At 26.8% G+C, this 12,882-nt stretch carries 13 protein-coding genes; 4 read left to right on the forward strand and 9 right to left on the reverse strand.

The window, feature by feature from the left end; genetic code table 11:
- Positions 1 to 339 precede the first annotated feature (339 nt).
- Complete coding sequence (locus I4V51_RS14515; RefSeq protein WP_195989151.1) at positions 340 to 2,517, forward strand: UvrD-helicase domain-containing protein; 2,178 nt, start codon at positions 340 to 342, stop codon at positions 2,515 to 2,517.
- Positions 2,518 to 2,564: 47 nt separating this feature from the next.
- Here I4V51_RS14515 and I4V51_RS14520 read toward each other — a convergent pair whose 3' ends face one another.
- Positions 2,565 to 3,509, reverse strand: coding sequence for an SPFH domain-containing protein (locus tag I4V51_RS14520; protein ID WP_195989152.1), 945 nt, complete (start codon positions 3,507 to 3,509; stop codon positions 2,565 to 2,567).
- A 1-nt stretch (position 3,510) separates the two neighbouring features.
- Complete coding sequence (locus tag I4V51_RS14525) at positions 3,511 to 3,939, reverse strand: NfeD family protein (protein WP_195989153.1); 429 nt, start codon at positions 3,937 to 3,939, stop codon at positions 3,511 to 3,513.
- A 336-nt stretch (positions 3,940 to 4,275) separates the two neighbouring features.
- Between I4V51_RS14525 and I4V51_RS14530 the strand changes: the two genes are divergently transcribed.
- A complete protein-coding gene (locus I4V51_RS14530) occupies positions 4,276 to 6,180 on the forward strand; it encodes an NAD(+) synthase (protein ID WP_195989154.1) in 1,905 nt (634 codons plus the stop codon).
- Between the two features lie 46 nt (positions 6,181 to 6,226).
- Here I4V51_RS14530 and I4V51_RS14535 read toward each other — a convergent pair whose 3' ends face one another.
- From I4V51_RS14535 to I4V51_RS14565, 7 genes are all read right to left on the reverse strand, one after another.
- Positions 6,227 to 6,832 (reverse strand): hypothetical protein, encoded by a 606-nt coding sequence (locus I4V51_RS14535; protein ID WP_195989155.1) that lies wholly within the window; start codon positions 6,830 to 6,832, stop codon positions 6,227 to 6,229.
- A gap of 118 nt (positions 6,833 to 6,950) precedes the next feature.
- The gene (locus I4V51_RS14540) at positions 6,951 to 7,601 is read right to left on the reverse strand and encodes a deoxynucleoside kinase (RefSeq protein WP_195989156.1); all 651 of its coding nucleotides are present in this window, start codon (positions 7,599 to 7,601) and stop codon (positions 6,951 to 6,953) included.
- Between the two features lie 131 nt (positions 7,602 to 7,732).
- Entirely contained in the window at positions 7,733 to 8,596 is an 864-nt protein-coding gene (locus tag I4V51_RS14545; RefSeq protein ID WP_195989157.1) for an NAD(P)/FAD-dependent oxidoreductase, read from the reverse strand.
- 12 nt (positions 8,597 to 8,608) lie between these two features.
- A complete protein-coding gene (gene trxA, locus I4V51_RS14550) occupies positions 8,609 to 8,923 on the reverse strand; it encodes a thioredoxin (protein WP_195989158.1) in 315 nt (104 codons plus the stop codon).
- 139 nt (positions 8,924 to 9,062) lie between these two features.
- On the reverse strand, positions 9,063 to 10,772 hold the full coding sequence (locus I4V51_RS14555) for an ABC transporter ATP-binding protein (RefSeq protein ID WP_195989159.1): 1,710 nt from the start codon (positions 10,770 to 10,772) through the stop codon (positions 9,063 to 9,065).
- 80 nt (positions 10,773 to 10,852) lie between these two features.
- Complete coding sequence (locus I4V51_RS14560; protein ID WP_195989160.1) at positions 10,853 to 11,086, reverse strand: hypothetical protein; 234 nt, start codon at positions 11,084 to 11,086, stop codon at positions 10,853 to 10,855.
- A gap of 47 nt (positions 11,087 to 11,133) precedes the next feature.
- The gene (locus tag I4V51_RS14565) at positions 11,134 to 11,508 is read right to left on the reverse strand and encodes a DNA mismatch repair protein MutT (RefSeq protein WP_195989161.1); all 375 of its coding nucleotides are present in this window, start codon (positions 11,506 to 11,508) and stop codon (positions 11,134 to 11,136) included.
- A gap of 191 nt (positions 11,509 to 11,699) precedes the next feature.
- Between I4V51_RS14565 and I4V51_RS14570 the strand changes: the two genes are divergently transcribed.
- Together I4V51_RS14570 and I4V51_RS14575 are read left to right on the forward strand one after the other, a co-directional pair.
- Entirely contained in the window at positions 11,700 to 12,299 is a 600-nt protein-coding gene (locus I4V51_RS14570; RefSeq protein ID WP_195989162.1) for a restriction endonuclease, read from the forward strand.
- On the forward strand, positions 12,277 to 12,789 hold the full coding sequence (locus tag I4V51_RS14575; protein ID WP_195989163.1) for a restriction endonuclease: 513 nt from the start codon (positions 12,277 to 12,279) through the stop codon (positions 12,787 to 12,789). The genes I4V51_RS14570 and I4V51_RS14575 overlap by 23 nt, the downstream gene beginning before the upstream one ends.
- The last annotated feature ends 93 nt before the right edge of the window (positions 12,790 to 12,882 follow it).

Consider the following 12,882-nt stretch of genomic DNA (forward strand, 5'->3'; position numbering starts at 1 on the left):
CTAAACTACTATTATCCATATTGGATACCTCCTTGTATTATAGTTGTGGTCGGCAAACCTACTATAATTTTACAACGGAGGTTTTTTTATTTCTACTCACCGCTAGAAGCTTTCCGGAACCACAGGTCGAACCTGTGGTATTCTAAATACAAAAAAATCGCCGCAAGATATAATCTTGCGACAATAAATCCTACGTAACCTAAAAGGTTATTATTATTTTATCCTTATTTATTTTCTTTTATTCTTAGTTTATATTTTAAATTTTATCTCTTCTATACTTGACACATTCTTTTATAACAATTAAAATTTAATGACTATTATTTTAAGGAGAAGGATGAAATGATAATCGGAAGAGAACTATCTGATGAAAAAGTTTATTTAGATAATACAATAAAAAAGATAAATGATTTATTAAAAAGCTATGGTGCTTCTAGCGAAGAACAAGATAAAGAAATAATAAAGCATAGAAAGTTTTTATGGGATAATAGAAACGAACTTGATGAAGTTGAAATAAATGAAAACTGTGGACAAGTGGCTTTAAATGAACAGCTACATTCAAAGAAAATATCAAGAATTAGAACTTTAGAAAAACAACTTTCAAACCCATACTTTGCAAGATTAGACTTTAAAGAAGATGGAGAAGAAACAGAAAGCTTTTATATTGGTTTATCTACAGTAGAAGATGAAGATAATTTTGATATTTTTGTATTTGATTGGCGTTCACCTGTTGCTAATATGTTTTATGACTTCGAAGCTGGCCCTGCATATTATGATGCACCAGTTAGAAGAATAGAAGGTCATATCGAATTTACAAGACAATATAATATTAGAAATGGTGAAATAGTATTTATGCATAATTCTAATGAGAGTCTTTGTGATGAAGCTTTAACTTCAATGTTAAGTGGTAATGCTACAGATAAAATGAAAAACATAGTTGCTTCTATTCAAAAGGAACAAAATGATATTATTAGAAGTGATGATAGCAAAGTACTATTTATACAAGGTGCAGCTGGATCTGGTAAAACTTCTATCGCATTACATAGATCTGCTTACCTTTTATATAAGCATAGGAAAAATTTAAGTGCAGAAAACATTTTAATATTTAGCCCTAATGAAGTTTTTGCTGAATACATCTCTGATGTATTGCCTGAACTAGGTGAAAGTAATATTCGTCAAACTACTTTCGAACTTTACTCAAAAAGATTCTTACCAGCTAATTATTTATATGAAAATAAAAATGACCATTTAGACTATATTTATTCTAATCATACTAATAAAAGTGAGTTTAAATTAAGAAGTAAATCTATGGAATATAAAAATACTACAGACTTTATGGATACCTTAAATAAATTTATAGTAGATATTCCAAGACTTATAACAAATGTAACACCTATTACAATTGAAGGTAATCAAATAGTAAGTAGAAAATCTGTTGAAAAAACTATATTTGAAAGATTTAAAGATATTCCATTCTTAAATAGAATTGAAGTTGTTAAACAAAGCTTATTCTCTCAAGTAGAAAATAAATATTTATCATCAAAAGATAATTCACACTTTGATTATGTAGAAGATAAAAAAACTTTCTATGATTACTGTAAAAATCAAGTTGATATTCAAGTTGATGCTATGCTTAGCACATTAGATAGTGTTGCTATATATAAATTACTTTGGAATAATATAAAAAGATATACTAATGTAGATTTAACTTCAATAAAAGAAATTACATTAAATTCTTTAAATAAAAATGAAGTTAAATATGAAGATATTACACCAATAATTTATATCAGAGCTGCTTTAGAAGGCTTTAGAAGCTATGGTAATATGAAGCATGTTCTTGTAGATGAATGTCAAGATTATAGCCCATTATTCTATGAAATAGTTAAAAAATCATTCCCAAATGCTTCGTTAACTATTATTGGTGATTTAAATCAAAGAATTGATAAACATTCTAATGTAAAAAGTAGAAATAGTATTACTGATGTATTTAATGATGTTAAAACTGTAGTATTAACTAAGAGCTATCGTTCAACTGGTAATATAACAAACTTTACTAAAGATATATTAGACACTCATGAGCCTATAGAAGCTGTTGATAGAATTGGTGATAATCCTACTATTTATATGGTAAATGAAAACTTAACTTTAAAAATATCTGAAAAAATTAATGAAATGAAAAATAAAGGCTTTAAATCTATAGCTATTATTTGTAAAAATAAAGAAAAATGTGAAAACTTATATTACTCTTTAAAAGAAATAAATTCAAATGTTAACTTAATTATTAGTGATAAATGTGAATTTAAAATTGGAGTTAATGTAATTTCATCTTATTTAGCAAAAGGACTAGAATTTGATGGTGTTATATTAGCCGATGGTGAAAATTATTTATCTAATGAAGATAAACATTTATTCTATACAGCTTGTACAAGAGCTCTTCATGAATTAAATATATATACTAATACTTCATTAGAAAATATTTTACCAAAAGATGACTCACTTTATAAAATAATAAGCGAATAAATAAAAATAAGATAATGCTATATTCTAGCATTATCTTATTTTTTTATTTATTCTTTACTACCTTTAAGCATTTCACCAATAGCTGCTATGCTACCAAGTGATGATAATGTTTCATTTGGTAAAATAAGCTTATTAGCTGGGTTATTAGCCATTTCTTTAAGCGCCTCAACTTGTTTAAGTGCTATAACTCTTTCATCAGTACCTGAATTTATTATAGCTTGGTTAACCTTCATAATAGCTTCTGCTTCTGCTATTGCTATTTGTTCAATAGCCTTTGCTTTACCTTCTGCTTCTAGTAATTGAGATTCTTTTAAACCTTCTGCTCTTCTAATATTAGCTTCTTTTTCTGCTTCAGCTTCAAGAATCTTAGCTCGCTTTTCACCTTCAGCCTTTTCAATTTGAGATTGTCTTTGACCTTCTGCAACTAAAATAGTAGCTCTCTTATCTCTTTCAGCTTTCATTTGCTTTTCCATAGCTTGTTGTATTTCAGCTGGTGGAATTATGTTTTTAATTTCAACTGATAGTACCTTAATACCATAAGCATCTGTTACTTCATCAATAATACCTAATAATGATTGATTAATACTATCTCTTCCTGCTAGTACTTCATCAAGTGTCATATTACCTAAAATATTTCTTATATTAGTTGTTGCAGAGTAAACTATACCTGATTTATAATCTTCAATATTATAAACTGCATCCTTTGCATTAAGCATCTTATAGAAAATAACATTATCAACAGAAATCTTAACATTATCTTTAGTAATAACTGATTGTGGTGGTACGTCTAAAATTTGTTGTTTAGTTGATACCTTTTTTCTTACAAAGTCTACACCTGGAATTACAAAATGCCAACCTGGCTCTAAAATTCTATGGAATTGTCCTAACCTTTCTACCACATATAAATACCCTGTATTTACTACTTTAATAGATGATAATAACACTAATAGAATAATAACTAATAATGCTATTAAAAATATTAATCCTGACATATTAATCCTCCTTTAAATTTACAATTAATTTGTTTCCTTCTATACCTGTAATGATATATTCTTTTCCTTTTTCAATAACTTTCCCTTTATTATAAGCAGTCCAATAAATACCACTTACTTTTATCTTTGATGTTTCCCCCATATCTTCATTTGCTACCATCACCTTACCAATATATGTTTGTTCCATAGTTGGTAATTGATTTACATCAGCTTTAAATTTCTTTTTTGCCCAAGGATAACCAATAGAAACGGTTGCAACACCTACAACTAAAAATGCTATGATTTGCCATGTAACTGATAATCCTAATAAAGAAAGTATTATAGCAACTAAAGCTCCAATTGAGAACCACATAAATATAAAACTACTTGTAACAATATCAATAGCAATTACAAAAATAGCAACTAGAATCCAAATAATTACCTCAACCATTAACTCTTCCCCCTTTCAATATTATTTTAAGCTATTAATAAAATTACTCATTAACAACTTATATAGCTTAATTATATACCATATATTTCTTTTTTTATAGTTTAAATGTTCATAACCAAGCACTAACTATAAACTTATTATAATATATGAATAATTATTTTGCAAGTTATTTTTTACATTTAAATAGGTTATTTTATACCTTTTAAAAAGTTTATTCTTCTTTCTTTATCTAAATTCATTGATTTTCTAAGGTTTTCCTTTTATTATTTAGTTATATGTATTTTATTAGCCTTCTAATACAATACTAAATTTATATAATGTAACGGAGATGATATTATGGATTTTATTAAAGTAGGATCTGCTTGTCCTAAAACAAGAGTTTCAGATGTTCTTTATAACGTTGAAAATATATGTTCTTGTATAAAAGAATCTTATAAGCAAGAAGTTAAATTTGTAGTTTTTCCAGAGCTATCGATTACTTCTTATACTTGTGGTGATTTATTTTTAACTTCATCACTTTTAAATAAAGCTATTGATGGCCTAAAAATAATTTGTGAAGAAAGCCGTAGCAAAGACATGCTAATAGCTGTTGGTTGTCCATTAGTACATAATAATGTTCTATATAATTGTGCATGTATTATTTTTGATGGAAAGATTCTTGGTATAGTGCCAAAATCATATATTCCAAACTATAGTGAATTTTATGAAAAAAGATGGTTTACTGAAGCTGCTATGCTAATAGATGAAAGCTTAACACTATCATTCCAAGAAAATATTCCATTTGGAACAAATTTAATTTTTTGTGCTGGTGATTATAAGTTTGGTATTGAAATTTGTGAAGACCTTTGGGTTACAATACCTCCTAGTTCTTATCTTTCATTATTAGGTGCTAACATCATTGGTAACCTTTCAGCTTCTAATGAACTAGTAAGTAAAAAAGATTATAGAGTTTCATTAGTTTCTAATCAAAGTGCTAGATGTATGTCTTCATATATTTATTCATCTGCAGGAGTTCATGAATCTACTACAGACTTATTATTTAGTGGTCACTTAATAATTAGTGAAAATGGCTCTATACTAAAAGAAAATAATAGATTCCAAAGAGAAAATGATGTTATAACATCTTGTATTGATGTATTTAAGCTTAATTCTGAAAGATTAAAAAATTTAAGCTATAGAGCATCATCACAAATAGTGCCTTTTAAAGCACAATATATAAACTTTAACTTTAATAGTACTAAAATTACAAACTTTGATAGATATATTGATAAGCATCCATTTGTTCCTTCAAATGATCACGAAAGAGAAGAAAGATGTAAGGAAATATTCAACATACAAGCTTCTGCTCTTGCAAAGCGTTTAGAGCATACTAACCTAAAAAAAGCTGTTATAGGTATTTCTGGCGGTCTTGACTCTACTCTTGCTCTTTTAGTTGTAGTTAAAACATTTAAGCTACTAGGTATTGATAATAAAAATATTATAACAATTACAATGCCTGGCTTTGGAACAACAGATAGAACTTATAATAATGCCTTAACATTATGTAATGAACTAGGTACTGATTTAAGAGAAATAAATATAGTTGATGCTGCACTTCAACACTTTAAAGATATTGGTCATGATAAAGATATACATGATGTAACTTATGAAAATGTTCAAGCTAGAGAAAGAACTCAAATTCTTATGGACTTAGCTAATAAGGAAGGTGGATTATTAATAGGTACAGGTGATCTTTCAGAATTAGCACTTGGATGGTGTACTTACAATGGTGATCATATGAGTATGTATTCAGTTAATCCTTCAATTCCAAAAACATTAGTAAGATATTTAGTAAAATATGTTGCTGAAAAAGAATCTAACCAAGAAGTATCTCATACACTGTTAGATATTTTAGATACGCCTGTTAGCCCTGAACTTTTACCAAAAGGCGAAAAAGGTGATATTGTTCAAAAAACTGAAGATATTGTAGGCCCATACGAATTACACGATTTCTTCTTATATCATTTTATAAAACATGGTTCATCTAAAGAAAGAATATTACTTTTAGCTCAAACAGCTTTTAAAGATGATTATTCTAATAAGGAAATAGAAAAATGGTTAGATAAATTTATTTATAGATTCTTTACACAACAATTTAAGAGAAGTGCGTTGCCTGATGGACCTAAAGTTGGTTCAATATCTCTTAGCCCTCGTGGTGACTGGAGAATGCCTTCAGATGCTTCATTTAATTCATTTAAGTAATTCTCATAAATTATTTATAATCTCAATTGAAAAGAAGAGTGAAAGATTATTCTTCACTCTTCTTTACTAATTCTATTCCAATTTCTTTATGTTCATCACCATTATATTGTAATAAGTATACATTATCTTTTAAAACTTCTCCACCAAATGTATCTATACCTTCATCCGTTAATCCAATATTCTCCAAAACCTCATCGCCATTTGAAGAAACTATATTTATTCCTTCATAGACATCCTTATCTGTTGAAATTAATATAACAAACTCATTCTCCTTTGACTCTGATAAATCTAACATAGCTACTGAATTACCACTTTTGATTATCTTATCTAAATTTAATACCTTATGATTTCCTAAATCAAAACTTTCCTTATATTTTGCAATAACACATTGATTTTCTTCACCATCTTTAATACAGAAAAATCCTAAATATGATCCATTGATTTCTTTAACTGCTAATTCTTCAATCTTTCCCTTATAAGCTTTTCCATCATCCATACTTATGATTCCTTCAACTTGTTCTTTTATATAGTTTTCTGTAGTATATGTATAAAATTTAAATCCATTATTATATAAATTAAATAATACAACTCCTATTATCAGTACTAAAAGAACTATACTTCCTAGTAATATTTTTTTTGTCTTTCCTTGCATTTTATCTCCTCCCTATCTTCCCCTTATACCTTTTTATTCTACATATTCCTGTAAATTCCTTCAATATAAATAATAAAAATAGAGAAGTTAATGTTATATATTAACTTCTCTATTTTTATTATCTTCTAACTTCTTTTAATTTTTCTTCTACCATAGAAATTAGCTTCTTCTTATCATCTTCATTATTAACTACATCCATAACGTTCATATCTATAACTAAAACCTCAGATGCATTATAATGATTATTAACCCAATTATCATATCCTTCCCATAGGAATTTATAATATTCTTTTAAACTATCATCAATTTCAAATTCTCTTCCTCTAAGATTAATTCTATTGATTACAGTTTCAAAAGACCCTTTAAGGTATATCATAATATCAGGAGCTTTCTTAGGAAGCTCTTCTAACTCTTCCATCATATTACCTAATAAATTTTCATATATGTTCATCTCTAAATCTGATATTCTACCTAGTTCCATATTTTTCTTAGCAAAATACCAATCCTCATATATTGATCTATCTAAAACATTATTATCATTAACTAATGCTTCTTTAATACTCTTAAATCTAGTATTTAAAAAATATAGTTGTAATAAGAAAGGATATCTTTTTCTTTGTATTTCCTCTTCTGATTCACTATAAAATAATGGTAAAAGTGGATTATCATCTACACTTTCATAAAAAACTTCTGAATTGAAATGTTCCCCTAGAATTTTAGCTACTGAACTTTTACCTAATCCTATCATTCCACCAACAACTAACAACATACTTCACCTATCCTTCATCTTTAGTGCTAATTAATGATAACTTGTATTTATTCTTAAATCAAGTCTTGACAATACTTAAAATTAAAAATAAGACATGTTAATTTTTATATCAACATGTCTTACTTTAAAAACTATTTATTTTTCATTATATCTATATATCTTACAGCACTTAATGCAGCTATATTTCCTTCTCCAGCTGACTTAATATATTGATATGGCTTACCAACACAATCTCCTGCTGCAAAGCATCCAGGAATATTACTTTTCATTTCTCTGTCAACATTGATATGACCATCAACAATTTCAAGCCCTGGAACTAATTGTCCTGGTGAAATACTATCTTTAAGAACAAATACTCCATCTGTTTCTAAATCTAAACCATCAAGCTTTAATGATGAAACTTTATTTTCTCCAATAATCTCTAATGGTTTCTTATCAACAATTTCTATATTTTCACTTATTTCATATTCACCTTTATACATAGGTACATAATAGACTTTTCCTGCAAGCTCACTTACATAATTAGCTTCTTCTTCAGCTTCTTTATTATATCCTATAATAGAAACTGTTTTTCCTCTGTAAAGAGGCGCATCACAAGTTGCACAATAGCCTACACCTCTACCTAGCAATTCAATTTCCCCTTTAAGAGGTTTAGTATATTCCATTCCAGTAGCTAAAATTACAGCTGTGGCTTCATACATTTTATCATTTACCATTAAAGTGAAGTAATCACCCATAGCATAGATATTATTAATTCTTTCCTCTGTAATTTCTATCCCCATATTATCTATATGCTCTGCAAATTTATCTTTTATTTGTGCTCCATTCATTCCATAAAAACCTAAATAATTATTTATTTTAGGAGCTTTTATTATTTTATTGCTTAAATCCTTACTTCCAAAAATAATAAATTTTTTATTTCTTATCTTTGCATTTAGCGCAGCTGATAAACCTGCTGGACCGCTACCTACTATGGCTAAATCATATCTTTCCATAGTATTCTCCTATTATAAGTGCTTTTCTATAGCTTCTTTTAATTGAGGCTTTGGCATAAATCCAACTAATGTATCTACTGGTGCTCCATTTTTAAATACCATTATTGTTGGTATACTTGCAACTCTAAATTTTCCTGCTAAATTAGGACATTCATCTACATTAACCTTTGTAAATTTAGCATTTGTTAATTCTCCTGCAACTTCTTCATATATAGGCCCTATCATCTTACAAGGACCACACCATTCAGCCCAGAAATCTACTACACTAATACCATCAAAATCAATAACTTCTGAATTAAATTCATTTTCTTTTAAATGTTTAACCATTACAATTCCTCCTATACCCCCTTAGGGGGTTATAAATATTATTTGTTTTATTGTACAGCGATAATGATTATTAGTCAATAATTTTATCCTTATATTTAGTTTACCCTTTTTTAACCTAAAAATTCTGTGATAAAGTTACCTAATTAACCTTTGCATACCTGTTTAATTTATTATAAATTCCACCCCTCTCTATAAGTTCTTTATGATTTCCTCTTTCTTCTATTCCTTTATCAGTTAATACTATTATTTCATCTGCATTTTTTATTGTAGATAATCTATGAGCAACAACTATAGTTGTCCTATCCTTACAAAGCTCTTCTAATGATTTTTGAATTAAATATTCAGTTACATTATCTAATGCTGATGTTGCTTCATCTAATATTAAAATTGGTGGATTTTTTAGAAATACTCTAGCAATTGATATTCTTTGCTTTTGACCTCCTGATAATTTTATTCCACGCTCTCCAATATAAGTATCATATCCATCTTTTAATCCCATTATAAATTCGTGAATATTTGCCTTCTTTGCAGCTTCAATAACTTCCTCATCACTAGCATTTTGTTTTCCATATTTTATATTTTCTTTTATAGTGCCAGTATATAAAAATACTTCCTGTTGGACTATACCAATATTTTTTCTTAAAGAATCTAACTTAATATCATATATACTCTTTCCATCTATTTTTATATCACCTTTATCAACATCATAAAATCGAGGTATTAAATTACAAAATGTTGTTTTACCTCCACCTGATGGACCAACTAAAGCTAACATTTTTCCCTTTTCTATAGATAATGAAATTTTATCTAATATTTCTTCATTTTCATAACTGAAACTTACATTTTCAAATTCTATACTTCCTTTGACTTTCGATAAATTCACTGCTGTATCTTTTTCTTTCTCTTCTTCAATATCCATAATTTCAATAAATCTTTTAAATCCAGTCATTCCATTTTGATATTGCTCTACAAAATTAATAAGCTTTTTAATTGGCTCTGTAAATAATTTAACATATAACATATAAGCCAAAAAATCTCCTAAATTAATAGCATTATAATATGTAAAAATTCCACCTGCTATTAATACAACATAATCTAATATATCTACACCAAAGTTGACACCAGCAAAATACTCTGCCATAACTTTATAAGCCTTTTTTCTTACTTCTTTAAACTTATTATTGCCTTTATTAAATTTTTCATTTTCATACTCTTCTGCAACAAATGCTTTTGATATTCTTATTCCCGAAATTGAATTTTCTAATGTTGAATTTATTGCAGATGTGTGTACTCTAGTTTCCATAAAAGATTTATTCATTTTTTTTCTTTTATTAAGAGTAAATATTACTATGAAAGGAACAAACGCAAATATTAAAATTGTAAGAGGTAAATTTATAGTAGATAATATTATAAATGATCCTAAAAACATTATTATTGAAATAAATAAATCCTCTGGTCCATGATGAGCAAGTTCTGATACCTCCATTAAATCATTTATCATTCTACTCATTAAATCTCCAGTCTTTGTATTATCAAAATATGAATTTGGAAGTTTTTCAAGATGCTCAAACATATCTCTTCTCATATCACCTTGCATTCTAACTCCAACAAGGTGTCCAAAATATTGCATAAAATAGCAACATCCAGCCTTAATCAAATATAATATCATTAAAACAATTGCAAATATTCCTATAACTTTTATCTGTTTATTAGGAATAGCGTCATTAACTAAAGTTCTTGTCATCATTGGATATATTAAATTACATAATGTTGCTATAGTAGCAACTAATAAATCTGCAAAAAATAACCCTCTATAGGGCTTATAATATGAAATAAACTTTCTAATCATTAAATCTCTCCTTTTTATTTTATACATAGAAAAGAAGAACAAGAATATCCTCCTTGTTCTTCTTTCGCCTTAACAACTGACTATACACCTTCAACACAACTATGAATATCTAATACTCCAGCTTCTTCATCAGAAATTGGAATTAAAATAGTACATAGAAAATTTTCTTCTTTCCTAGCATAAAAATACGAATCACTACCTACTCTTAATTTATTGCTGTATCTATTTTTTCGAATCTTATATCTTTTGTTATCATATGATTTACCTATGAAATACTTTGCTGTTTCTCTTTTTATAATCACTCTATAAAGCATTAACTATCCCCTTTAGTTCATCATTAGCTTTTGTAATATTATCTATATTAAATTTTAAAATAATCTTTTAATATCATCTTATCTTCATCACTAAAATTATAGTCTTCAATGTTTCTTTTCCCAATCCATTTTATACTATTTATATTTTTATGACATGTTATATATTCCTTTACACTACCTGTAAATACTTTTAGTTTTTCTTCACCGTCTAAACTATACTCATTAAAAGGCTTTAAATCAAATACTGTACATTTAATATCTTTATCAATGGCTTTACATATGCACCTTTCTTCTGTTTCTTTTCCTTTTATTTCTTTTCCAAATATGCCCCATTTTCTTTCATTTCTTTTTCCTCTTTCTGCAATTAACACATTACCAAAATCATCATAAATAATAATTGAACATCTTGTTACCATCCCCATCTTTACCTCCAATTAACACTTAATTTTTAATGAATTTACTTATTACTATTAATTATAATATTTTTTAACCTAATTTTAAACATTATTTTCTTTTTTATTACAAATTTATTTATATTTTTTGCTAAAATTTATTTTCTATCTAATGTATATATAATACAATTCTTGTTAATAATTGAAATGAGGTGATTTTAATGGGATTTATTAAATTTTTACCACTTATTATATTATTGCTTTTTTCATTAAAATTTTTAATTTCATATGTAGAGAAAGCTACTCTTGCTTTAAATAAAAAAGAAATTGAAAAACAAATTAAAACAGGAGTACTATCAATAAAAGATTTGCAAAAAAATAACTATGATACATTTATAAAAATTATAAATATTTATCTTAATATATTAGGTTTTAAAGAAATTACACTACTTCCTACTGGAAATAGTAGTTTAACGAATTTTAAATCCTTACTAAACAATGAAGATATATTTGTAAGTTGTATTCAAAATGATTTACTAGGCAAAACTCCAAAAGATGAAGATAGATGGGAGTTAACTGATAGATCTGATGTGCAAAGCTTTTTAGGTAGAATAATTATTAATGATTGTAAAAAGGGAATTCTTATTACTAATAGTACCTTTTCTGATAAAGCCATAGAATTCATTAACGATTTTAACAATCAAAATCTTGGAATAGAAATTAAGCTTATTGATGGTTATGAACTTACAAAATCAATAAGAAATCATAATTATTATATTATGAAAGAAGGTTTAATGAATGAAATTAAATACAATATATAGTTATTTCATAATAATTTTATTTGCCCCTTTGATAGGAAAATTAACAAAAAAAATTATTACATATTATAAATCATATAAAAACTTTAAGAGCGATACTCAACTATACAATTTAGTTCATAGGTTAACCCCTCATGAATTTGAAATTTGGTGTAGTGAATATTTATCAACCCTAGGATTCTCTAATATCATTATTCTTCCTTTAGGCCTAGATGGCGGAAAAGATATTATTTGTGAAAAAGATTCTCAGAAGTTTTATATCAAATGTAAAAGATATTCTATTAATGACTCCATATCACCTTTTCATATTGAAAAATTATTAGGTGCTATGATTTCAGATAATATAAATAATGGAATAATTATAACTACAGGAAGTATATCTGATGATGTAAAATCTATTTTAAGCAAAGTAAATAAATCATATAATATAAAAATAATAAGTTCTACAGAATTAGATATTCCATACACTGAATATATGCTTAAAACCAATTAATTTAGCTATCTCATTTTCCTCTCAATATATTAGGGATGTGTCATTTTTAATGCACATCCCTTTAAAAATTTATTTTATTAACAAATATTTTTT

This window comes from Clostridium sp. D53t1_180928_C8 (genome assembly GCF_015667795.1).
GTDB lineage: Bacteria > Bacillota > Clostridia > Clostridiales > Clostridiaceae > Clostridium.